Source organism: Frigoribacterium sp. ACAM 257 (assembly GCF_007954365.1).
Classification (GTDB): domain Bacteria; phylum Actinomycetota; class Actinomycetes; order Actinomycetales; family Microbacteriaceae; genus Frigoribacterium.
The window spans coordinates 1,049,540-1,070,743 of the sequence record NZ_VOLO01000001.1; the positions used below are offsets into that span (position 1 = coordinate 1,049,540).

The window sequence follows — 21,204 nt, forward strand, 5'->3', positions numbered from 1 at the left end:
AAAAGAACGCATGTCCACTCTCGAGATCCGCGACCTCAAGGTCAGCATCGACACCGACCAGGGCGTCAAGCCCATCCTCAAGGGCGTCGACCTCACCATCAACGAGGGCGAGATCCACGCCGTCATGGGCCCCAACGGCTCCGGCAAGTCCACCCTCGCCTACACGATCGCCGGGCACCCGCGCTACAACGTCGACGGCGGCAGCATCCTGCTCGACGGTCGCGAGGTGCTCGACATGTCGGTCGACGAGCGGGCCAAGGCCGGTCTCTTCCTGGCCATGCAGTACCCGGTCGAGATCCCCGGCGTGACGGTCGCCAACTTCCTCCGCACCGCCAAGACCGCCCTGGACGGCGAGGCTCCCGCGATCCGCACCTGGATCAAGGACTTGCGCACCCACATGAGCGACCTCAAGATGGACGCCTCGTTCGCGGAGCGCAACGTCAACGAGGGCTTCTCGGGCGGCGAGAAGAAGCGTCACGAGATCATGCAGCTCGAGCTGCTGAAGCCGAAGTTCGCCGTCCTCGACGAGACCGACTCCGGTCTCGACGTCGACGCGCTCAAGATCGTCTCCGAGGGCGTCAACCGAGCCAAGGCCAACACGGGCCTCGGCCTGCTGATGATCACGCACTACACGCGTATCCTCCGGTACATCAAGCCCGACTTCGTCCACGTCTTCGTCGACGGCCACGTCGCCGAGCAGGGCGGCCCCGAGCTGGCCGACCGTCTCGAGGACGAGGGCTACGACCGCTACGTGTCCGCTGCGGCCGCCGCGGCTGCCGAGACGACACCGGCGGTCAGCTGACCATGGCCGTCGCCCTCGCCCCGGAGAAGTTCGACGCCACGATCGAGGCGCTCAAAGAGGTGGTCGACCCCGAGCTCGGGGTCAACATCGTCGACCTCGGCCTGATCTACGACCTCGCCATGGACGAGGAGCACGAGAACGCCCTCATCATCAGCATGACGCTGACGTCGGCCGGCTGCCCGCTGACCGACGTGATCGAGGCCGACACGGCCAACGCGCTCGACGGAGTGGTCGACGCCTTCCGCATCAACTGGGTCTGGATGCCTCCGTGGGGCCCGGACCGGATCACCGACGACGGCCGCGACATGATGCGCGCGATCGGCTTCTCGATCTGACCCACCCCGCACACGAAGAACGCCCCGGTCTATGACCGGGGCGTCCTTCGTGTGCGGGGGAGCTGGGTGCGGGTCGCGCCTACTTGCCGAGTCGCCCCAGCGCACGCCACGCCAGCGGCAGGGCCGACGCTGCGATCAGCCACTTCGCGACCCCGCCCACGATGAACGGGTACACGCCGAGCGCCAGGACGCTGCCGAGCGACGCGTCGATGCCGAGCGAGTTCAGCACGACCGCCATGTAGGGGAGCCCCGTGGCGAACGGGATGAGGCTGGCGAGGAAGAACGCGGCAGCGGACAGGGCCCACTTCTTGTCCCAGTCGCGCTGGGAGAGCCAGCCGATGACGAGCGCGGCCGGGACGAAGCCGAGGATGAAGCCGAAGCTCGGACGCAGCACGCTCAGCGGCCCGCCGGAGAACTCGGCGAAGATCGGCAGCCCGGCGACGCCGAGGACGAGGTACGTGAGCATCGACAGGGCGCCGCGTCGGGCCCCCAGAGTGGCACCGACGAGCATCACGGCCAGGGTCTGACCGGTGATCGGCACGGGCCACATGGGCACCTGCACCTGCGCCAGCGCCGAGGTGAAGGCGACCCCGCCGAGCACCAGGGCGGTGTCGGTGGCCCAGCTGCGGGCGACCAGCCGGTCAGCGAGGACCGGCCGCGAGATCGATGCGGCGGTGTCTGTCATGCGAGTCTCCTAGTATGGGAAGGTTGATCGGCCGAGCGGCTGGTCGGCAGCGCAGTGCTGCGACCCCTCTCCACGCGACGTCCTCATCCTAGAGGCGGCCCCACGCCGGGCCCCGTTGTGGACATCTCCCCAATCGATTGGACTTCTGCTGTGCTTTCCGTGCACGATCTCGAGATCCGCGTCGGCGCGCGTCTGCTCATGGCCGACGTGAGCTTCCGCGTCGACAAGGGCGACAAGATCGGCCTCGTCGGCCGCAACGGCGCAGGCAAGACCACCATGACGAAGACCCTGGCCGGTGAGACGATGCCGACCGGCGGCAAGATCGATCGCCACGGCGAGATCGGCTACCTGCCGCAGGACCCGCGCAGCGGCAACCCGGAAGACCTCGCCCGCACGCGGATCCTCGACGCCCGTGGCCTAGGGCAGCTGCTGCTGGGCATCCAGGAGGCGACCCAGGCGATGGGCGACGCCGATCCCGACGTCGCGGCCCGGGCGATGAAGCGCTACGGGGACCTCGACGACCAGTTCAACGCGCTCGGGGGCTACGCCGCCGAGGCGGAGGCCGCGTCCATCGCCAGCAACCTGAGCCTGCCCGACCGCATCCTCGACCAGCCCCTCTCGACCCTGTCGGGTGGTCAGCGACGTCGCATCGAGCTCGCGCGCATCCTCTTCTCCGCCGCGGACACGATGATCCTCGACGAGCCGACCAACCACCTCGACGCCGACAGCGTCGTGTGGCTGCGCGAGTACCTCAAGACCTACCAGGGCGGCGTCATCGTGATCAGCCACGACATCGAGCTGGTCGAGGAAGTCGTCAACCGCGTCTTCTACCTCGACGCCAACCGCCAGGCCATCGACATCTACAACATGGGCTGGCGCAACTACCAGCGCCAGCGCGCCGCCGACGAGGAGCGTCGCAAGAAGGAGCGCAGCAACGCCGAGAAGCAGGCGTCTGCTCTGCAGAAGCAGGCTGCTCGCTTCGGGGCGAAGGCCTCCAAGGCCGCCGCGGCCCACCAGATGGTCGCCCGCGCCGAGAAGTTGCTCTCCGGCCTCGAGGAGGTCCGCGCCGTCGACCGCGTCGCCAAGCTGCGGTTCCCCACGCCGGTCGCCTGCGGCAAGACGCCCCTGATGGCCTCGAACCTGTCGAAGAGCTACGGCTCGCTCGAGATCTTCACCGCCGTGGACCTGGCCATCGACCGGGGCTCGAAGGTCGTCATCCTCGGCCTGAACGGTGCCGGGAAGACGACCCTGCTGCGCATCCTGGCGAGCGTCGACGAGCCCGACACCGGCCAGCTCGAGCCTGGTCACGGGCTCCGTGTGGGCTACTACGCGCAGGAACACGAGACGATCGACGTCAAGCGCAGCGTGCTCGAGAACATGGTGTCGTCGTCGCCGAACATCACCGAGATGGAGGCGCGGCGCGTGCTGGGCTCGTTCCTCTTCACCGGCGACGACTCGGCCAAGCCGGCCGGTGTGCTGTCCGGCGGCGAGAAGACGCGCCTCGCGCTGGCGATGATCGTCGTCTCGGGCGCCAACGTTCTGCTGCTCGACGAGCCCACGAACAACCTCGACCCTGCCAGCCGCCTCGAGATCCTCGACGCGCTGGCGAACTACGAGGGCGCGGTCGTGCTCGTCAGCCACGACGAGGGGGCCGTCGAGGCCCTGAACCCCGAGCGCGTCCTGATCATGCCCGAGGGCACCGAGGACCACTGGACGCCGGACTACTCGGACCTGATCAACCTGGCGTGACCCAACTGGCCAGAGCCACCTAGTCTGATCGATCTGCCCTGAGCACCGTAACCGTCGGGCGGTGACGTCCTCAGCGCCCGGCGGCGTCGAGCAGCTCGTCTTCTTCTTCGTGGTCCGAGCGCGGACGGGAGGCGCGTCGACGCTCTCGCTCGGCCGCCTCCTCCGGGGTCTCGTCGTCCGCCGCGTCGAGCAGCCGGTTGCGGCGCTCCTGCCGGAAGACGTAGAAGAGGAACCCGAAGGCGCCTACCGCGAACATGATCCACTGGACGAAGTACGACAGGTTGAGCCCCGTGTCGATCTCGGGGGCACTCGCCTTCACGGGAGCGGTCGCAGGCGCCGGGTCCTCCGACGCGAGCAGGCCGTAGCTCGAGTCGTAGATCTCGCCGTCGACCCGCTTCTGCACCTCGCTCAGCTGGATCGTCGCGATCTGGTTGGTGCCCGGGACGCCGGTGCGGTCGCCGAGCGCGGGCTCGCCCGGCTTGAGCCGGGCCGTCACCGTGACCTCGCCGGACGGCGGCGCCGGGACGACGTCGGGGGCGTCCTGGTCGTTGCCCGTGGGCACCCAGCCGCGGTCGACCACGAAGACGTCGCCGCCGGTCACCTGGAACGGCACGAGGACGTCGAACCCGGGCTGGCCGTTGAGGGGTCTGTTGCGGACGAGCAGCTCCTCGTCGACGAGGTACCGTCCGGTCATCGAGACCGGCTGCCACTCGAGCGCTGGATCATACGAGTCCAGTTCGGGCACCGCCTCCTGCAGGGGGATCGGCGCCGCGTCGTACCGCTGCTCGAGCTGGTGGACGACCGCCATCTTCTCTTCGTGCCGGCTCCACTGCCAGTGGGCGAGGAGGCCGCAGATGATCGCGAAGACCACGACGACGGCCAGGTAGCCCAGCCACTTCGAGGCGGTCGTCGCCCCGGGGGCGCTCAACGCGCCTCCTGCTCGACCCGGTCGACCGTCTCGCCCGCAGGCGTGAGGACGACCGGGAAGTCGCGGGCCCGGAGGAACTCGGCGAGGTAGTCGACGTGCTCGTCGCAGGCCGACCAGATCTTGACACGCTCGAGGCCGTGGATCTTGGGGTTGCGCCAGTTGACGGCGTGCACGGCGGCGGCGGTGCACCCTGCCCGGGAGCACTGCACGTCTCCGGGGCCCTGCTGCCCGATGCCGAGCATCACCGGGGCACTCCGTCCGAGCCGACGACGGGGTCGTCGTCCGGGTCGTGCGCCGCTGGGGGAGTCCAGGGCTGCTGGGGCCCCCTGTACACCTCGAGACCGCCCGGTCGCTCGACGTCCTGGCCGCTCTCGTGGCCCACGTTCGCGAGGACGACGGCCACGTACGGGATCACGACGGCGCCGAAGACGGGGATCAGCGTCCACCAGCTGAGCGGGATGACGAAGCAGAAGATGATGCAGACGATGCGGATGCCCGTGGCCAGCAAGTACCGGCGCATGCGGGCATGACGGTCGTCAGCAGGCGACGGGGGGAGCGTGGTGATCGGGGTGGATGTCTTCATGGCCTCACGGGCTCGGGACGCCGAGGGTCGGCGGTTGACTAGATCGTAATCCCGGCGTCCGACAGTAGGCTGGCACGCGGTCCACGGACATGAGGACCCGCTGACGCCCACACCGAGGAGCACCATCATGACCACCCCCCGCACCGTCCTCGTCACCGGCGGCAACCGAGGCATCGGCTTCGCGATCGCCGAGGAGTTCGTCGCCCAGGGCCACCGCGTCGCCGTCACGGCGCGCAGCGGCCAGGGCCCCGAGGGCACGCTCACGGTCGTCGCCGACGTGACCGACGCCGCCAGCGTCGACGCCGCCTTCACCGTCGTGGAGGCCGAGCTCGGCCCGGTCGAGGTCGTCGTCGCGAACGCCGGCATCACGAAGGACGGCCTGCTCATGCGCATGAGCGAGGACGACTTCACCTCGGTCGTCGACACGAACCTCGGCGGGGCCTTCCGCGTCGTCAAGCGCGCGTCGAAGGGCATGCTCAAGGCCCGTTTCGGCCGGATCGTGCTCGTCTCGAGCGTCGTCGGCCTGCTCGGCGGCGCCGGACAGGCGAACTACTCGGCGTCGAAGGCGGCCCTGGTCGGCTTCGCACGGTCGCTCACGAGGGAGGTGGGCGCCCGTGGCATCACCGCCAACGTCGTGGCCCCGGGTTTCGTCGAGACCGACATGACGGCCGTCCTGCCCGACGAGCAGCAGGCCGAGTACAAGAAGAGCATCCCCGCGGGACGCTTCGGCACGGCCGCGGAGGTCGCCAAGGCGATCACCTGGCTCGCGAGCGACGACGCCGGCTACATCTCCGGCGCGGTCGTGCCGGTCGATGGCGGCCTCGGGATGGGCCACTAGGCCCCTCGGCCGCGACTGTTGCCGGCTCAGCCGCGGAGGCCGAGCAGCGGCAGCACCTGCGACAGGTCGCAGTGCGTCACGACGACGTCGGCGTGGTCCCGCACCCGGGGCTTGGCGTTGAACGCCACGGAGAGGGCGGCGGCGTCCATCATCAGCAGGTCGTTCGCCCCGTCGCCGACCGCGACCGTGCGGCCAGGGGCGACACCCGCCTCCTCGGCCCACTCACGGAGGGCGGCGGCCTTGCCCGCCGCGTCGACGACGGGGCCGTCGACGCGTCCGGTCAGGACGCCGTCGACGACCTCGAGCCGGTTGGCGCGCCAGAAGTCGAGCCCGAGGCCCTCGGCGATCGGGTCGAGCACCTCGTGGAACCCGCCCGAGACGACTCCTATCAGGCTGCCGTGGGCGTGCAGGCCCGCGACGAGCTCGGGGACGCCCGCCGTGAGGCGGATCTGCGAGGCGGCGTCGGCGAAGACCGTGGAGGGCAAGCCCGCGAGCGTGGCCACCCTCGCATGCAGGCTCTCGGCGAAGTCGAGCTCGCCGGCCATGGCACGCTCGGTGATGGCGGCGACCTCGTCCCGCGCACCGGCCGCGTCGGCGAGCAGCTCGATCACCTCATCTTCGATCAGCGTGGAGTCGACGTCGAGGACGGTGAGGAAGCGGGGCACGCGATCACCCTAGTGTCCGGCCACCGAGCGCCAGGACGCCGCCGTCACCGTTCGTCACTCGACGAACGACGACGACGCCGTCCTGGCGGGAGAGCAGGGCTACTGGTCGACGCGCACGCCCTTGCCCACGACCGTGATGCCCGACGGCGTCACGGTGAAGCCCCTGGCCCGGTCTGCCTCGGCGTCCACCCCGACGGAGGCACCCTCCGCGATCACGACGTCCTTGTCGAGGATCGCCCGGTTCACCGTCGCGTTCGGGCCGATGTGCGCCCGTTCGAAGACGATCGAGTCCACGACGCGCGATCCCGAGTCGAGCGTGCACCACGGGCCGAGGACGCTGCGCTCGACGTGGGCGCCGGACAGGAGCGACCCGAGCGAGACCACCGAGTCGATGGTCGTGCCGAGGTTGCCCAGCCCGTCGCGGACGAACTTCGCCGGCGGCGAGTTCAGCTGCTGGCTGAAGATCGGCCAGTCGGTGTTGTAGAGGTTGAAGATCGGCAGCGCCGAGATCAGGTCGCGGTGCGCGTCGTAGAACGAGTCGATGGTGCCGACGTCACGCCAGTAGTAGCGGTCGCGCTCGGTCGATCCCGGGACCTCGTTGCGGTTCAGGTCGTAGACGGCGGCGTCGCCACGGGACACGAAGTCGGGGACAATGTCGCCGCCCATGTCGTGGTCCGAGTCGGCCTTCTCGCCGTCACGGAGCACCGCGTCGATGAGGACGTCCGCGTCGAAGACGTAGTTGCCCATGGAGGCGAGGATCTCGTCGGGGGAGTCGGGCAGGCCCGTCGCGTCCTTCGGCTTCTCGAGGAAGCGCCCGATGCGGGTCGGGTCGTCGGGATCCACCTCGATGACGCCGAACTGGTCGGCCAGCGAGATCGGCTGACGGATCGCGGCGACGGTGACGCCGGCGCCCGACGCGATGTGCGCCTCCACCATCTGCTCGAAGTCCATCCGGTAGACGTGGTCGGCGCCGACCACGACGACGATGTCGGGCTTCTCGTCACGGAGCAGGTTGAGGCTCTGCAGGATCGCGTCGGCGCTGCCGGCGAACCAGCGCTTGCCGAGCCGCTGCTGCGCGGGCACGGACGCGACGTACGCACCGAGCAGTCCCTCGATCGACCAGGTCTGCGAGACGTGGCGGTCGAGGCTGTGCGACTTGTACTGCGTCAGCACGACGATCTGCCGCAGGCCCGAGTTGATGAGGTTCGAGAGCGCGAAGTCGATGAGGCGGTAGTTGCCGCCGAAGGGGACGGCGGGCTTCGCCCGGTCGGCGGTCAGGGGCATGAGGCGCTTGCCCTCGCCCCCGGCCAGGACGATCCCGAAGATCTTCTTTGATGCCATGTCGCCAGAATGGCACGTTTCTGCGACGCACGACTACGGTGATGCTCGTGCGAGTCGATGTCATCACGAAGGAATATCCGCCGAACGTCTACGGAGGCGCAGGCGTGCACGTCGTCGAGCTCGCCAAGGCGCTGAGGCAGTCGATCGAGGTGCAGGTCCGGGCCTTCGGCGACGTGGACCCGGAGCCCGACACGACGGGCTACCCCGACCTGGCGGAGCTCGCCCAGGTGAACGGTGCACTCCGCACCCTCGGGACGGACGTCCGCATCGCCCAGGACGTCGCAGGTGCGGACATCGTGCACAGCCACACCTGGTACGCCAACGCCGCAGGCCAGCTGGCCCAGATGCTGCACGACGTCCCCCACGTGCTCACGGCCCACAGCCTCGAGCCGCTCCGCCCCTGGAAGGCCGAGCAGCTCGGCGGCGGCTACCGAGTGTCGAGCTGGATCGAGCGCCAGGCGTACGAGACGGCCGATGCCGTCATCGCCGTGAGCGAGGGCATGCGCCGCGACATCCTCCGTTCGTACCCCGGCATCGACGAGCAGAAGGTCAGCGTCGTCTACAACGGCATCGACCTCGACGCCTGGCAGCGCGTCGACGACGCCGACGTCGTCCGCGAGCTCGGCATCGACCCGGACCGGCCGTCGGTCGTCTTCGTCGGCCGCATCACCCGCCAGAAGGGCCTGCCGTACCTGCTGCGCGCGGCGAAGCTGCTGCCCGCGGACGTGCAGCTGGTGCTCTGCGCCGGCGCGCCCGACACCCCGGAGATCATGGCCGAGGTGAGCGGGCTGGTCCGCGAGCTGCAGGAGGAGCGGACCGGCGTCGTCTGGATCGAGAAGATCCTGCCGCGTCACCAGCTCAGCGCCGTCCTCAGCGCCGCCACCACCTTCGTCTGCCCCTCCGTCTACGAGCCCCTCGGGATCGTCAACCTCGAGGCGATGGCCTGCGGCGTACCCGTCGTGGGGTCCGACACGGGCGGCATCCCGGAGGTCGTCGCCGACGGCCTCACCGGTCGCATCGTGCCCCTGGACCAGGCCCAGGACGGCACCGGGACGCCCCTGGACCCGGAGAAGTTCGTCGCTGATCTCGCTCGCGTCCTCACGGAGGTGGTCTCCGACCCTGAGCTCGCCCGCCTGATGGGACGTGCCGGTCGGATGCGCGCCGAGAGCGAGTTCTCCTGGACGCGGATCGCGGACCGCACCCTCCAGGTCTACGGCTCCCTGCGTCGATAGGCTGTCCACCATGCCTACCGTCCTGCAGCTGACCGATGTCTCCCTCGTCCGCGGCGGCGTGCCCGTCGTCGATTCGCTGAGCTGGACCGTCGACTCGGACGAGCGCTGGATCGTGCTGGGGCCGAACGGCGCCGGCAAGTCCTCCCTGCTCCAGGTCGCCGCGGCGCAGACCCACCCGAGCTCCGGCACCGCCGAGGTGCTGGGCGGGGACCTGGGGTCGGTCGACCTCTTCGACCTCCGCCCCCGCATCGGGTTCGCGTCCACGACCATCGCCCGGCGGATCCCGGCCAAGGAGAAGGTCATCGACGTCGTCCTGACGGCGGCGTACTCCGTCACGGGCCGCTGGAACGAGGAGTACGAGCACGTCGACGTGCGTCGTGCCCACCGCGTGCTCGACGAGTGGAGCCTCGACCACCTGTCGGAGCGCACGTTCGGCGAGCTCAGCGACGGAGAGCAGAAACGCGTCCAGATCGCACGCGCGGTCATGACCGATCCTGAGCTCCTGCTGCTCGACGAGCCCGCCGCGAGCCTCGACCTCGGAGCCCGCGAGGAACTGCTGCGGATGCTCTCCGGCTACGCCCGGTCCGAGGGCGCCCCCGCCATCGTCATGGTCACCCACCACGTCGAGGAGATCCCGCGAGGGTTCACGCACGCACTGCTGCTCGACCACGGCTCCGTCGTGGCCGCCGGGCCGATCGACGAGGTCGTCACGGCCGAGACCCTCGGCGCCACGTTCGGAGTCGAGCTCGAGGTCACCGCAGAGGACGGGCGCTACACGGCTCGTGCGGCACGCTGACCGGACGACTCCCCAGACCGTTTCGCTCCTCGGACACGGGCCCCGCGTCTGGTATCGTTGCCAGCTGGCCCGGAGCACTCGTGCGGGGCCTCCCTGAACTCAACACCACCATCCGCCGCTAGACCTAGGACTCTCATGCAGACCGACATCCACCCCGAGTACAAGCAGATCGTCTTCCGCGACCTCGCATCGGGCGCCACGTTCCTCACGCGCTCCACGACGACGAGCGACAAGACCATCGAGCTCGACGGGGAGACCTACCCGGTCATCGACGTCGAGATCTCGTCCGAGTCGCACCCGTTCTACACGGGCAAGCAGCGCATCCTCGACTCGGCCGGTCGCGTCGAGAAGTTCAACTCGCGCTACAAGAACTTCGGCAAGTAGCAGCACTTCGGGGTCACGACCCTGATGAACGTCGAGAGGCGGTCCACCTCGGTGGGCCGCCTCTCGTCATGTCCGCGAATCGGCGCGTCCGGAGTTCCGTCCGCCGCACGCCTCAGGAGACGGGCAGCGAACGATGCGGCCACTCGCCCGACGTCGTGAACGTCGGGTCCTTGCGTCGCTTGTACTCCTGGAACGACGCCGCCTGGGTCGAGCACCAGCCGACCTGGAGGTCGTGGAGGGCGGTCGTCGGCACGTCGAGCTGCTCGGGGTAGCGCTGCGCCATCGCCTGCGCCACCCGACCCGCGGCCACGGCGTCCGCGCCGGCGTCGTGCGCGTCGTCGAGGACGACGCCGTAGACGCCGGCGGCTGCCTCGAGGGTGCGCTTGCCCTTGCGGAACCGGTCGACCGCCTTGTCGATGACGAGGGGGTCGACGACGCAGCCGATCTCTCCGACCTCGCCGAGCGGCTCGATCCCGTGGCGGCGCGCCTCGCGGTCGAGCAGCGTCAGGTCGTAGGGCGCGTTGTAGACGACCAGCGGCACACCGCGGGCGAAGACGGCGCGGACCGCCGCGACGATCTCGGCGACGACCTCGGCAGCCGGTCGACCCTCGGCACGCGCACGCTCGGTCGTGACGCCGTGGACGGCACTCGCCTGCTCGGGGATCTCGACGCCCGGGTCGGCCAGCCACTCGCCGTGGGCGACCGTCTCGCCCGTCGCGTCGATGAGGCCGACGTGGGCAGTGACGATGCGGGCCGTCTCGACGTCGATCCCGGTCGTCTCGAGGTCGAACACGCCGAGCGCCTTCCACCACGCCGACGGAAGGTCGCCCGCCGCGCCAGGTGACGCGAGGACGGGAAGGGACGGCACGGTCTCGGCAGGGTCGGTCTGGCTCACCCTCTGAGCCTAGGAGGCGCCGCCGACAGCCGGGGCCGACGCGGCGGGCACGTCGCCGACGTGCAGCCAGAAGAACTGCTGCGTCCCGAGCGTGATCGTGACCTTGCCCTCGTCGTCGAACGACGGGAACTGCGCCCCGCCGAAGAGGTCGAAGAGCGTACGGCCGGCCAGGTGAGGCGCGGTGACGGTGACGGCCGACGGGTTGTGCGCGAAGGAGAACACGCAGAGGACGTCCTCCGCGGAGGCGCCGAACTGGGTGCCCTCGCCCTCGTACGACCGGACGAACGCGAGCACCGACTCCTGGTCCGTCTCGGCCACCTCGAGGGTGCCGAGCCCGAAGACGGGGTGGGCCTTGCGGACGTGGATGACGTTCCGCACCCAGTGCAGCAGCGAGCGCGACTGGGCGAGCTGGCTCTCGACGTTGACCAGGTTGTAGTTGAAGACGAGCGACTGCACGACGGGCAGGAAGAGCTTGCCCGGGTCGGCCGTCGAGAAGCCGGCGTTGCGGTCGGGCGTCCACTGCATCGGAGTGCGCGAGGAGTCGCGGTCGGGCAGCCAGATGTTGTCGCCCATCCCGATCTCGTCGCCGTAGTAGAGGAACGGGCTGCCGGGCAGCGCGAACAACAGCGCGTGCACGAGTTCGAGCTCGGCCCGCGAGTTGTCGAGCAGGGGAGCGAGACGGCGGCGGATGCCGATGTTCGAGCGCATCCGGGGGTCGTACGCGTACCAGCCGTACATCGCCTGGCGATACTCCTCGCTGACCATCTCGAGGGTGAGCTCGTCGTGGTTGCGGAGGAAGACGGCCCAGGCCGCCCCCGGCGGCACCTCGGTCGTCTCGGAGAGGATGCGCTTCAGCTCGGAGCCGTTCTGCGCCCTCAGCGAGTAGAAGATGCGGGGCATGACGGGGAAGTCGAAGGCCATGTGGCACTCGGGCTCTTCTTCCGTGCCGAAGAAGGCGGCGGTCTCGGCCGGCCACTGGTTCGCCTCGGCGATGAGCACACGACCGGGGAACTCGTCGTCGACCATGCGACGGAGGCGCTTGATGAACTCGTGGGTCGCTGGCTCGCCCTCGCCGTTGCCCTCCTCCGTCTCGAAGAGGTAGGGGATCGCGTCGAGCCGGAGGCCGTCGACGCCCAGGTCGAGCCAGTGCCGGACGACGTCGAAGACAGCCTCCTGCACGGCGGGGTTCTCGAAGTTGAGGTCCGGCTGGTGCGAGAAGAAGCGGTGGAAGAAGAACTGACGGCGCACCGGGTCGAACGTCCAGTTCGACTCCTCGGTGTCCACGAAGATCACGCGGATGTTCGAGTACTCCTCGTCGGTGTCGCGCCAGACGTAGAAGTCGCCGTACGGGCCCTCAGGGTCCTCACGCGACTGCTGGAACCACTCGTGCTGGTCGGACGTGTGGTTCAGCACCATGTCGATCACGATGCGCATGTTGCGCTCGTGGGACTTCGTCACGAGGTCGCGGAACTCGTCGAGGGTGCCGAACTCGGGCAGGATCGCCTTGTAGTCGGCGATGTCGTAGCCGCCGTCGCGCAGGGGCGACTGGAAGAACGGCGGGAGCCAGAGGGCGTCGACCCCGAGCCACTGCAGGTAGTCGAGCCGCGAGAGCAGCCCCTGGAGGTCGCCGGCGCCGTCGCCGTTGCTGTCGACGAACGAGCGGACCATCACCTCGTAGAACACGGCACGTCGGTGCCACGCGGGGTCGAGGGTCAGTCCGGGCTGCTGGATGGGTGCAGTGAAGCTCACCCGGCCAACTCTAGGACGGCGCACGGCCGAGCGCGCGCGTTCCGCCGGGACGGCGTCCGTAGACTCGGCCCGTGATCGTCAGAGAGCCCCGTGTCCCGTCGCCGTACCGGCGCCTCCTCGAGTCCGTCTCGGTGCGCGAGGACGTCGTCCGAGTCGCGGGCAGCGACACCGCCTGGTGGACCTACGACACGCCGGGGGCCGACGACGACAGCCCGGTCGTGCTCGCGGTGCACGGCTTCCGGGGCGACCACCACGGCCTCGAGCCTGTCGTGGCGCACCTCACGGGCGTGCGGGTGGTCATGCCCGACCTGCCGGGCTTCGGCGAGTCGTCGCCGCTCGACGGCGAGCACAGCGTCGCGGCCTACGCCATCTGGCTGACGGCCTTCGCCGCCGCCGTCGGGCTCGACGAGTCGGTCGTGGTGCTCGGGCACTCTTTCGGGTCGATCGTGACCTCAGCCGCTCTCGCGGACGGGCTCCGTGCCTCCCGGCTGGTGCTGGTCAACCCGATCGCCGCGCCGGCGCTGTCCGGCCCACGCGGCGTCGTGACCCGCCTCGCCGTCTTCTACTACTGGGCCGGCGCAGCGCTGCCCGAGGCCGCGGGGCTGTCCGTGCTGCAGGCCGCGCCGGTCGTGCGCTTCACGAGCCTGGCCATGGTCAAGACGCGGGACAGGGGCCTCCGCCGCTGGATCCACGACCAGCACGACTCGTACTTCTCGCGCTTCGCGGACCGGCGCGTCGTGCTCGACGCGTTCCGCGCCTCCGTGTCGAGCGACGTCAGCAGCTACGCGGCACGCGTCGCCGTGCCGACGCTGCTGATCGCCGCCGACCGGGACGACATCACGGCGCTCCCCGCTCAGCACGACCTGCGGGCGCTGTTCCCCGACGCGCGCCTCACCGTGATCGACGGCGTGGGGCACCTGATCCACTACGAGAAGCCGCAGGAGGCGGCCGCCGCGATCCAGGGATTCGTCGCGTGAGGATCGCCGTCGACTGTCGCTACGTCCGCACCGGACGCCACGACGGCATCAGCCGGTTCACGGCCGGCGTGGTCGGCGCTCTCGCGGAGATCGTCCACGGCGACGACGAGGTGGAGCTGACGATGGTCGTCTCCGACCTCCGCCAGCTCGACAAGCTGCCCGACCTGCCGCACCTGCTCGTATGCGACCCGACGAGCCCGCGCGAGCCGCTCGTCGCCCTGCAGGTCGCGGCGGCCCGCCCCGACGTGGTGTGGTCGCCCATGCAGACGATGGGATCGTGGGGCCGCCGCTACGCCCTCGTGCTGACCCTGCACGACCTCATCTACTACACGAACAGGACGCCGCCTCCCGAGTTCGCCCTCGCGCTGCGCCTGCTCTGGCGGGTGTACCACCTGGCCTGGTGGCCCCAGCGGCTGCTGCTCGACCGGGCCGACGCTGTCGTCACCGTCAGTCGGACCACCAGGTCCGAGATGGCGCGCCACCGCCTCACGCGGCGACCCGTCACCGTCGTCACGAACGCCGCCGACCCGGTGGCCGACGCGGCGCCCCGCACGGCGCCGACGCATCGCGACCTCGTCTACATGGGGTCGTTCATGCCGTACAAGAACGTGGCTGCGCTCGCCAGGGCGCTGCCCCTGCTCGACGGGCATCGACTGCACCTGATGAGCCGCGTGTCGGAGCGGGAGCGCGCCTCCTTGACGGCCCTCGCCCCTGCCGGCTCGCTCGTGTTCCACGACGGCGTGAGCGACGAGGAGTACCGCGCGGTGCTGCTGGGCGCCACCGCCGTGGTGACCGCGAGCCGCGCCGAGGGCTTCGGGATCCCGCTCGTCGAGGGCATGTCCCTCGGCACGCCGGCAGTCGTCAGCGACATCCCGATCTTCCGGGAGATCGGCGGGGACGCGGCCCTGTACTTCGACCCTGAATCTCCGTCGTCGATCGCGGCGGCGGTGCGCCGGCTCGAGGGGGAGTGGGCGGCACGGTCGGCGGCGTCGCTGCAGCAGGCGGCCCGCTTCAGCTGGGCGGCCTCGGCGGAGGTGCTGCTCGAGCTGCTGCTGGCGACCGGGCGTGCCCCGTCGCGCGGACGCGGGCGCCTTGGCCGCCGCCGGTAGTCAGTCGGCGCCGCGTCGCAGCTGACGGCGGTGCCCCCCGCACCCCGCGCCGCGCCTGCGACTCGAGGGCGGGTGTTCCGGGTCGAGGGCGGGTCGCGGAGAACCCGCCCTCGACCCGGATTACCCGCCCTCGGCAGCACTGAAGCGCGCACGACGGGTAGAGCAGAAGCACAGGAGGCGACGGCTGCTGCAGCTCAGGCACCCCTACTTCTCGAGCGCGTTCTGCCGGTCGAACGAGGGGGTGCCGGCGCACTCGGACTCGTCCTCGAGCGGGTCGTCGAACTCGCGGAGCACGAGGGCGTCGTCGCGCAGCTCGAACGAGTGGATCGAGCCGTTGCGGATGGGCGTCCCGAGGTGCAGGACGTCGTCCCCGGCCACGTGCGTGACCACCGCGCGGATCACGGCGCCGTGCGTCGCGACGACGACACGCCCGTCCCCGCTGCCGACGCCCGTCGAGCGCGCGATCTGGACCAGGGCCGGCAGCACCCGTGCGAGCAGCTCGCGACGGCTCTCGCGACCGGGCACGGGAGTGCCGACGGGGAACCTCCGCTCGACCTCGCTGCCGGTGAGGCCCTCGGCGTCGCCGTAGCGCCGCTCGGCGACGGCAGGGACCAGCTCGGGCGCGGGCAGCCCGAGCCGTGCGGCGATGATCGAGCCGGTCTCGGCGGCACGCGAGAGCGGACTGGCGACGACCCGGTCGAAGGAGCGGCGGGCGAGCAGGCCGCCCGCGTCGGCCGCCTGGGCACGACCGAGGTCGTTCAGGGGGATGTCCGTCGTGCCCTGGATGCGCCGTGCGCGGTTCCAGTCGGTCTCGCCGTGACGGACCAGGTAGAGCAAGGTCATCGCGTCTCCGCAGTGGGGTCGGGCGTGGGAGCCGGCACGAGGCGCTCGACGAGAGCGGCGAGGGTCTCCGTCGTCCCGGCGTCGATCTTCACGGCGGCCCGCGCGTCGCCCTTGGTCTCGCCCCGGTTCACGATGACGACGGGCAGGCGGCGCCTGGTCGCCTGGTCGAGCAGCCGGATGCCCGAGTTGACGACCAGCGACGACCCGACCACCAGCAGCGCCTCGGCGCCGACGACGAGCGACCGAGCCTCGGCGAACCGCTCGACGGGCACGAACTCGCCGAAGAAGACGACGTCGGGCTTCAGCACACCGCCGCAGACCGTGCACGACGGGACCACGAAGGCGTCGATGTCGTCGACCTCCACGTCGCCGTCCGGGGCGAGGCGGACGCTCTCGGGCTCGTCGATCCACGGGTTGTCCCTGGCCAGGCGCGCGGCGACCGTGTCGCGCGCGAACGACTGGCCACAGGTGAGGCAGAGCACACGGTCGACGGTGCCGTGAAGGTCGACAACGCGCCGTGACCCCGCCCGCTCGTGCAGCGCGTCGACGTTCTGCGTGACGACGCCGTTGACGACGCCGGCGCGCTCGAGCTCGGCCAGGGCCCGGTGCCCGCCGTTCGGCGCGGACGCGCTGAAGGTCTTCCAGCCGACGTGGCTGCCCGCCCAGTAGCGCTTGCGGTAGCGCTCGCTCGAGAGGAACTGCTGGAAGGTCATCGGGTTGCGCGGCGGCGCTCCTGCCCCCCGGTAGTCGGGGATGCCCGAGTCGGTGCTGATGCCGGCGCCGGTGAGCACCGCGACGCGGCGGCCGGCCAGGACCTCCACGGCGTCGTCGACGCTGTCGCCCGCCGGGGCCGAGGAGGCGCGGGCCGACCGGGCGGGACCGGCGGCGGCCGGCGGCGTGGCCGGGTCAGTCACGGTGGGGCCTCCTTCGGGGCAGGTCGACCGCCAGGAGGGGTCGACGTCAGCCTAAACGGCGCGGCCTGGCGATTCGTTCCCCTGGCGTTAGCCTGGACCTCGTCCCTGCCCCCTCGTCCTCCCGTGCCGCCTCACGCGTCGCCGCCGACCGGACGTCCTGCCCTGGAGCGCCGTGCGCATCACCCGCATCACCGATCTCGACCGCCCCGACCTCGCGGACTACGCCCGGCTGACCGACGTCGCGCTCCGCCGCGTGTCGGAGCCCGAGGGCGGGCTGTACATCGCCGAGTCGAGCAAGGTCATCGAGCGGGCGCTGCGTGCCGGGCACGTGCCGCGCTCGGTGTTGATGACCGAGCGCTGGCTGGCGGACGTCGAGCCCCTCGTGGCGCACCTCGACGGAGAGATCTTCGTCGGCGACGCGGCGCTGCTCGAGACGCTGACCGGCTACCACCTGCACCGGGGGGCCCTGGCCGCGATGCACCGGCCCGAGCTGCCGAGCGTCGAGTCCCTGCTCGAGGGCGCGCGACGCGTCGTCGTCCTGGAGGACATCGTCGACCACACGAACGTGGGCGCCATCTTCCGCGCGGTCGCCGGCCTCGGCGCGGACGCGGTGCTCGTCACCCCCCGCTGCGCGGACCCGCTCTACCGGCGCAGCGTGCGCGTCAGCATGGGCACCGTGCTCCAGGTGCCGTGGACGCGCCTCCCGGAGTGGCCCCTCGGCGCCGAGCTGCTCCGCGACGCGGGCTTCGAGGTCGCGGCGCTCGCCCTCGCCGACGACGCGGTGCCCCTCGACGAGTACGCCGCCTCCGCGCCCGATCGCGTCGCTCTGCTGCTCGGCACCGAGGGGGACGGCCTGAGCCGGGACGCGCTCCGCGCCGCCGACCGGGTCGTGACGATCCCGATGCTGCACGGGGTGGACAGCCTCAACGTGGCCGCCGCCTCCGCCGTGGCCCTCTGGGCGCTGCGCGTGCCGCCCGTCGCGGGCGCGTCGACGCCCGGCACCGGCACCGGCACCGACGCCGACGCCGACGCCGACGCCGGGGGAGCGTCGCCCTCGTGACGAGCCGCGCCGTCCTGAGACGACGCCGGGCCGCGGTCGGCGGCCTCGTCGTGCTGGTGCTCGCCGTGGGCACCTACCTGCCCCTCACCTTGCTGAGCCCGCTCGCCCCGGCGGCGGCGGCGGCGTCCACCTGGGAGGCGCCCGCCCAGCCCGGCGCACAGCTCGCGTTCCCCTCGTACGGCGCCACGGCCGTCGAGGCCCTCGGGTTCGACGAGAGCCTGACCACGAGCGGGGACGCGCAGCCGAGGCCGATCGCCAGCATCAGCAAGGTCGTGACGGCCCTCGTCGTCCTCGACGCGAAGCCGCTCGACGGAGGCGACGGGCCGTCCGTGACGCTCACCGCCGCCGACGCGGCCCTCTACGACACGTACCGCGCGGTCGACGGGAAGGTCGTGCCGATGACGGCGGGCTCGGTCCTCAGCGAGCGACAGCTGCTCGAGGTGACCTTGATCGAGTCGGCCAACAACTACGCGACCTCGCTGGCACGCTGGGCGTTCGGGTCGGACGCCGCCTTCGTCTCGGCGGCGGCCGCGTGGCTCGCCGAGAACGAGCTCTCCGCGACGACCATCGTCGAGCCGACGGGGCTGTCTCCGCAGAACACGAGCACGGCTGCCGACCTCGTGGCCCTCGGCGCCCTCGCCCTCGCCGACCCCGACGTGGCGGCCATCGTCGGGACCGACGAGACGACGATCCCGGGCGTGGGCGTCATCGACAACTCGAACGAGCTGCTCGGCCTCGACGGCGTGAAGGGCATCAAGACCGGCACCCTCGACGAGGCCGGTGCGTGCCTCCTCTTCGCGGCCGACTTCACCGTCGCCGGCCAGACCGTGACGGTGGTCGGGGTGATGCTCGGCGGCGTGGACCACGACTCGCTCGACGCGGACGTGCAGCGCCTGCTGCAGAGCGTCACCGGCAAGTTCCAGACCATCACGCTGACCGGCGAGGACGACGTCTGGGCGCGCTACGACCTGCCCTGGGGCGCCTCTGCCCAGGCCGTGGCGGCCGGGGGCGCCGACCTGCTGGTCTGGGGCGACAAGGCGGTCACGTCCACGGTGCGCACCGACGAGGTCGGGCCCGGCGCCGCCGGCAGCGAGGTGGGCACCGTCCGCTTCGACGTCGGGGGCCAGGAGGTGGACGTGCCGCTCGTGCTCGACGCGACGATCCCGGAGCCCGGCGCGTGGTGGCGGCTGACGCACCCGCAGGACGTCCTCGCAGGACGCGGCTGACGCCTCCTGCGGGCTGCGGTGCAGCCCCTACGGCTGCTGCTCGTCGCGGTAGATGACCGTGACGGCGTCGGGCCGCTTCGCCTGCCGCCCGTCGCCCGACGACTGGTGCCGGATGCGGCGGACCACCCAGGGCACGAGGTACTCGCGCGCCCAGCCCATGTCCTCGGAGCGGGCCTGGCGCCAGGGACGGCGCTCGAGCGGCTCGGGCCGCCACGGCTCGAGGTCGTTCTCGACGGCGAGGGCGCCGAGCACGGCCCTGGCGATCGTGTGGTGGCCGAGCGGGCTGAAGTGCAGCCGGTCGGGCGCCCACATGCGCGAGTCGGCGAGCTGACGCAGGGCCCACATGTCGGCGACCACGGCGTCGTGCTTCAGCGCGATCGCGTGCACGTGCTCGTTGTAGATGGCCACCTTGCCGCGGAGACGCCCGAGCACCGGCGTCAGCCCGATGTCCGGGCCGGTGAACACGACCACCGTGGCGCCCTGCGAGCCCAGCTTCTCGACGAGGGCGTCGAAGCCCGCCGCCACCTGGTCGGGGTCGGTGCCGGGGCGGATGATGTCGTTGCCGCCCGCCGAGACCGAGATGAGGTCGGGCCGGAGCGACAGGGCGGCGTCGGCCTGCTCGTCGACGATCTGCTGCAGCAGGCGCCCCCGCACGGCGAGGTTGGCGTAGGCGAAGTCGTCGGCGGACGACCCCAGCACCTCGGCCACCCGGTCCGCCCAGCCGCGGTGGCCGCCGGGCGCGCGCTCCTCCGGGTCGCCGATGCCCTCGGTGAACGAGTCCCCGATCGCGACGTACCGGGACCAGGGATGCAGCTGCGTCATGGCCTCCACGTTACCGCCGGGTGCCGAGGTGGCTACCCTCAGGGCATGACCGACGGCACCGGACCTGGCACCGCCTCCTCGTGGTCGCCCTCGGCGCTGCTGCCGGACGACCTGCTCGCCCGCTTCCGCGAGCGTGCCGCCGGTCACGACCGTGACGCGGCGTTCCCCCACGACGACTTCGCCGAGCTGCGCGAGCGCGGGTACCTGACGGTCTTCGTGCCCGAGGGCGAAGGAGGCGCGGGCCTCGGACTCGAACAGGTCGCGGCCCTGCAGTCCCGCCTCGCGGCCGCCGCTCCCGCCACCGCCCTCGCGGTCGGGATGCACCTCGTCTGGACGGGCTGCGCCGCCGTGCTGCGCGCCAGGGGAGACCGCTCGCTCGACCTCGTGCTCGCCGACGCGGCGGCGGGCGAGGTGTTCGCCTTCGGGGTGAGCGAGCCGGGGAACGACCTCGTCCTGTTCGACTCGGTCACGCGCGCCGAGCCGACGGTCGACGGCGGCTGGCGCTTCACCGGCACGAAGACGGCGACCTCGCTGTCGCCGGTCTGGACCCGGCTGGGCGTCTTCGGCCGTGACGACACCCACCCCGCGGCGCCCGTGCTGGTGCACGGCTTCGTGCATCGCGACCAGCCGGGCTGGACCTCGCTCGGCGACTGGGACACGATCGGCATGCGCGCGACCGAGAGCCACAGCACCCGGCTCGACGGCGTCGAGGTGCCCGCGTCGCGCATCGTGCGGCAGCTGCCGGTCGGGCCGAGTGCCGACCCCCTCGTGTTCGGGATCTTCGCCGTGTTCGAGACCCTCGTCGCCGCCGTCTACCGGGGGATCGCACGCCGCGCGGTCGAGCTCGCCGTCGAGTCGGCGTCCGGTCGGACGTCGCGACGGACGGGGGAGTCGCTCGCCCTCGACCCGATCGTGCGCTGGCGAGTCGCCGACGCGCGACTGGTGCTCGACGGCCTCGAGCCGCAGGTCGACTCGCTCGCCCGTGACGTCGACCGGCTCGTCGACCACGGTGCCGACTGGTCGCCGTTGCTCGTCGGCCTCAAGACACGCGTGACCGAGGCGGCACGCGCCGTGGTGGACCAGGCGGTGGCGGTCGCCGGCGGCGGATCGTACCGGGCGTCGTCAGAGCTCGGGAGGCTTCAGCGCGACGTCCTCGCCGGCCGGTTCCACCCGTCGAGCACCGACTCGGCGCACGCCACCATCGCTGCACGGCTGCTCGGTCCCTCGGAGCGGTAGCCCGCCTATCGGCACCCGCACCGGCGCCCGCGGCG

At 71.4% G+C, this 21,204-nt stretch carries 23 protein-coding genes; 12 read left to right on the forward strand and 11 right to left on the reverse strand.

Annotation, left to right across the window (positions count from 1 at the left end):
- Positions 1–10: 10 nt before the first annotated feature.
- Positions 11–802, forward strand: a complete 792-nt coding sequence (gene sufC, locus ES689_RS04830) for a Fe-S cluster assembly ATPase SufC (RefSeq protein WP_146900876.1) — start codon at positions 11–13, stop codon at positions 800–802.
- 2 nt (positions 803–804) lie between these two features.
- Positions 805–1,137, forward strand: coding sequence for a metal-sulfur cluster assembly factor (locus ES689_RS04835; RefSeq protein WP_146900878.1), 333 nt, complete (start codon positions 805–807; stop codon positions 1,135–1,137).
- A 79-nt stretch (positions 1,138–1,216) separates the two neighbouring features.
- On the opposite strand, the gene ES689_RS04840 is transcribed toward ES689_RS04835, so the two are convergent.
- Positions 1,217–1,822: a biotin transporter BioY gene (locus ES689_RS04840; RefSeq protein ID WP_146900881.1), complete on the reverse strand. Its 606-nt coding sequence runs from the start codon at positions 1,820–1,822 to the stop codon at positions 1,217–1,219.
- Between the two features lie 150 nt (positions 1,823–1,972).
- Here ES689_RS04840 and ES689_RS04845 point away from each other — a divergent pair, with 150 nt between their 5' ends.
- The gene (locus ES689_RS04845) at positions 1,973–3,571 is read left to right on the forward strand and encodes an ABC-F family ATP-binding cassette domain-containing protein (protein ID WP_146900884.1); all 1,599 of its coding nucleotides are present in this window, start codon (positions 1,973–1,975) and stop codon (positions 3,569–3,571) included.
- Positions 3,572–3,641: 70 nt separating this feature from the next.
- Here ES689_RS04845 and ES689_RS04850 read toward each other — a convergent pair whose 3' ends face one another.
- Genes ES689_RS04850 through ES689_RS04860 form a run of 3 tightly spaced genes read right to left on the reverse strand, consistent with a single transcriptional unit; the run spans position 3,642 to position 5,082 of the window.
- Complete coding sequence (locus tag ES689_RS04850; protein WP_223269380.1) at positions 3,642–4,499, reverse strand: SURF1 family protein; 858 nt, start codon at positions 4,497–4,499, stop codon at positions 3,642–3,644.
- On the reverse strand, positions 4,496–4,741 hold the full coding sequence (locus ES689_RS04855) for a hypothetical protein (RefSeq protein WP_146901858.1): 246 nt from the start codon (positions 4,739–4,741) through the stop codon (positions 4,496–4,498). The genes ES689_RS04850 and ES689_RS04855 overlap by 4 nt, the downstream gene beginning before the upstream one ends.
- Positions 4,741–5,082 (reverse strand): DUF3099 domain-containing protein, encoded by a 342-nt coding sequence (locus ES689_RS04860; RefSeq protein WP_191330178.1) that lies wholly within the window; start codon positions 5,080–5,082, stop codon positions 4,741–4,743. The genes ES689_RS04855 and ES689_RS04860 overlap by 1 nt, the downstream gene beginning before the upstream one ends.
- A 127-nt stretch (positions 5,083–5,209) precedes the next feature.
- Here ES689_RS04860 and fabG point away from each other — a divergent pair, with 127 nt between their 5' ends.
- Positions 5,210–5,920: a 3-oxoacyl-ACP reductase FabG gene (gene fabG, locus ES689_RS04865; RefSeq protein ID WP_146900890.1), complete on the forward strand. Its 711-nt coding sequence runs from the start codon at positions 5,210–5,212 to the stop codon at positions 5,918–5,920.
- Between the two features lie 26 nt (positions 5,921–5,946).
- On the opposite strand, the gene serB is transcribed toward fabG, so the two are convergent.
- Both serB and ES689_RS04875 read right to left on the reverse strand, forming a co-directional pair.
- Positions 5,947–6,585, reverse strand: a complete 639-nt coding sequence (gene serB, locus ES689_RS04870) for a phosphoserine phosphatase SerB (protein ID WP_146900893.1) — start codon at positions 6,583–6,585, stop codon at positions 5,947–5,949.
- Positions 6,586–6,684: 99 nt separating this feature from the next.
- The gene (locus ES689_RS04875; RefSeq protein WP_146900896.1) at positions 6,685–7,926 is read right to left on the reverse strand and encodes a glucose-1-phosphate adenylyltransferase; all 1,242 of its coding nucleotides are present in this window, start codon (positions 7,924–7,926) and stop codon (positions 6,685–6,687) included.
- 47 nt (positions 7,927–7,973) lie between these two features.
- Here ES689_RS04875 and glgA point away from each other — a divergent pair, with 47 nt between their 5' ends.
- From glgA to ES689_RS04890, 3 genes are all read left to right on the forward strand, one after another.
- The gene (gene glgA, locus ES689_RS04880; protein ID WP_146900899.1) at positions 7,974–9,158 is read left to right on the forward strand and encodes a glycogen synthase; all 1,185 of its coding nucleotides are present in this window, start codon (positions 7,974–7,976) and stop codon (positions 9,156–9,158) included.
- A gap of 10 nt (positions 9,159–9,168) precedes the next feature.
- Entirely contained in the window at positions 9,169–9,954 is a 786-nt protein-coding gene (locus ES689_RS04885; RefSeq protein WP_146900902.1) for an ABC transporter ATP-binding protein, read from the forward strand.
- Positions 9,955–10,089: 135 nt separating this feature from the next.
- On the forward strand, positions 10,090–10,338 hold the full coding sequence (locus tag ES689_RS04890) for a type B 50S ribosomal protein L31 (RefSeq protein ID WP_146900905.1): 249 nt from the start codon (positions 10,090–10,092) through the stop codon (positions 10,336–10,338).
- A 112-nt stretch (positions 10,339–10,450) separates the two neighbouring features.
- On the opposite strand, the gene ES689_RS04895 is transcribed toward ES689_RS04890, so the two are convergent.
- Positions 10,451–11,206: a 3'-5' exonuclease gene (locus ES689_RS04895; protein ID WP_146901862.1), complete on the reverse strand. Its 756-nt coding sequence runs from the start codon at positions 11,204–11,206 to the stop codon at positions 10,451–10,453.
- A gap of 36 nt (positions 11,207–11,242) precedes the next feature.
- Positions 11,243–12,982: a maltose alpha-D-glucosyltransferase gene (gene treS / locus ES689_RS04900; protein ID WP_146900908.1), complete on the reverse strand. Its 1,740-nt coding sequence runs from the start codon at positions 12,980–12,982 to the stop codon at positions 11,243–11,245.
- A 71-nt stretch (positions 12,983–13,053) separates the two neighbouring features.
- On the opposite strand from treS, the gene ES689_RS04905 reads away from it, so the two are divergent.
- Positions 13,054–13,959: an alpha/beta fold hydrolase gene (locus tag ES689_RS04905; RefSeq protein ID WP_223269382.1), complete on the forward strand. Its 906-nt coding sequence runs from the start codon at positions 13,054–13,056 to the stop codon at positions 13,957–13,959.
- Positions 13,956–15,068 (forward strand): glycosyltransferase family 1 protein, encoded by a 1,113-nt coding sequence (locus tag ES689_RS04910; protein WP_146900911.1) that lies wholly within the window; start codon positions 13,956–13,958, stop codon positions 15,066–15,068. The genes ES689_RS04905 and ES689_RS04910 overlap by 4 nt, the downstream gene beginning before the upstream one ends.
- A 204-nt stretch (positions 15,069–15,272) precedes the next feature.
- Here the strand turns inward: ES689_RS04910 and ES689_RS04915 are convergent, their stop codons facing one another.
- Both ES689_RS04915 and ES689_RS04920 read right to left on the reverse strand, forming a co-directional pair.
- Positions 15,273–15,911 (reverse strand): histidine phosphatase family protein, encoded by a 639-nt coding sequence (locus ES689_RS04915; protein ID WP_146900915.1) that lies wholly within the window; start codon positions 15,909–15,911, stop codon positions 15,273–15,275.
- The gene (locus tag ES689_RS04920) at positions 15,908–16,732 is read right to left on the reverse strand and encodes an NAD-dependent protein deacetylase (protein WP_223269438.1); all 825 of its coding nucleotides are present in this window, start codon (positions 16,730–16,732) and stop codon (positions 15,908–15,910) included. The genes ES689_RS04915 and ES689_RS04920 overlap by 4 nt, the downstream gene beginning before the upstream one ends.
- 265 nt (positions 16,733–16,997) lie before the next feature.
- Between ES689_RS04920 and ES689_RS04925 the strand changes: the two genes are divergently transcribed.
- On the forward strand, positions 16,998–17,885 hold the full coding sequence (locus tag ES689_RS04925) for an RNA methyltransferase (protein WP_146900921.1): 888 nt from the start codon (positions 16,998–17,000) through the stop codon (positions 17,883–17,885).
- Positions 17,882–19,111, forward strand: coding sequence for a D-alanyl-D-alanine carboxypeptidase family protein (locus tag ES689_RS04930; RefSeq protein ID WP_146900924.1), 1,230 nt, complete (start codon positions 17,882–17,884; stop codon positions 19,109–19,111). The genes ES689_RS04925 and ES689_RS04930 overlap by 4 nt, the downstream gene beginning before the upstream one ends.
- A 27-nt stretch (positions 19,112–19,138) precedes the next feature.
- Here ES689_RS04930 and ES689_RS04935 read toward each other — a convergent pair whose 3' ends face one another.
- On the reverse strand, positions 19,139–19,933 hold the full coding sequence (locus ES689_RS04935) for an SGNH/GDSL hydrolase family protein (RefSeq protein WP_146900927.1): 795 nt from the start codon (positions 19,931–19,933) through the stop codon (positions 19,139–19,141).
- Between the two features lie 45 nt (positions 19,934–19,978).
- On the opposite strand from ES689_RS04935, the gene ES689_RS04940 reads away from it, so the two are divergent.
- Entirely contained in the window at positions 19,979–21,169 is a 1,191-nt protein-coding gene (locus ES689_RS04940) for an acyl-CoA dehydrogenase family protein (RefSeq protein ID WP_146900930.1), read from the forward strand.
- The last annotated feature ends 35 nt before the right edge of the window (positions 21,170–21,204 follow it).

Excerpts from the sequence above, each read along its gene's own strand:
- ES689_RS04840 (WP_146900881.1), bottom strand. The coding sequence starts at position 1,822 with ATGACAGACACCGCCGCATCGATCTCGCGGCCGGTCCTCGCTGACCGG.
- ES689_RS04835 (WP_146900878.1), top strand. The coding sequence starts at position 805 with ATGGCCGTCGCCCTCGCCCCGGAGAAGTTCGACGCCACGATCGAGGCG.
- ES689_RS04885 (WP_146900902.1), top strand. The coding sequence starts at position 9,169 with ATGCCTACCGTCCTGCAGCTGACCGATGTCTCCCTCGTCCGCGGCGGC.
- fabG (WP_146900890.1), top strand. The coding sequence starts at position 5,210 with ATGACCACCCCCCGCACCGTCCTCGTCACCGGCGGCAACCGAGGCATC.
- ES689_RS04855 (WP_146901858.1), bottom strand. The coding sequence starts at position 4,741 with ATGCTCGGCATCGGGCAGCAGGGCCCCGGAGACGTGCAGTGCTCCCGG.
- ES689_RS04875 (WP_146900896.1), bottom strand. The coding sequence starts at position 7,926 with ATGGCATCAAAGAAGATCTTCGGGATCGTCCTGGCCGGGGGCGAGGGC.
- ES689_RS04940 (WP_146900930.1), top strand. The coding sequence starts at position 19,979 with ATGACCGACGGCACCGGACCTGGCACCGCCTCCTCGTGGTCGCCCTCG.
- sufC (WP_146900876.1), top strand. The coding sequence starts at position 11 with ATGTCCACTCTCGAGATCCGCGACCTCAAGGTCAGCATCGACACCGAC.
- ES689_RS04915 (WP_146900915.1), bottom strand. The coding sequence starts at position 15,911 with ATGACCTTGCTCTACCTGGTCCGTCACGGCGAGACCGACTGGAACCGC.
- ES689_RS04890 (WP_146900905.1), top strand. The coding sequence starts at position 10,090 with ATGCAGACCGACATCCACCCCGAGTACAAGCAGATCGTCTTCCGCGAC.
- ES689_RS04860 (WP_191330178.1), bottom strand. The coding sequence starts at position 5,082 with ATGAAGACATCCACCCCGATCACCACGCTCCCCCCGTCGCCTGCTGAC.
- ES689_RS04935 (WP_146900927.1), bottom strand. The coding sequence starts at position 19,933 with ATGACGCAGCTGCATCCCTGGTCCCGGTACGTCGCGATCGGGGACTCG.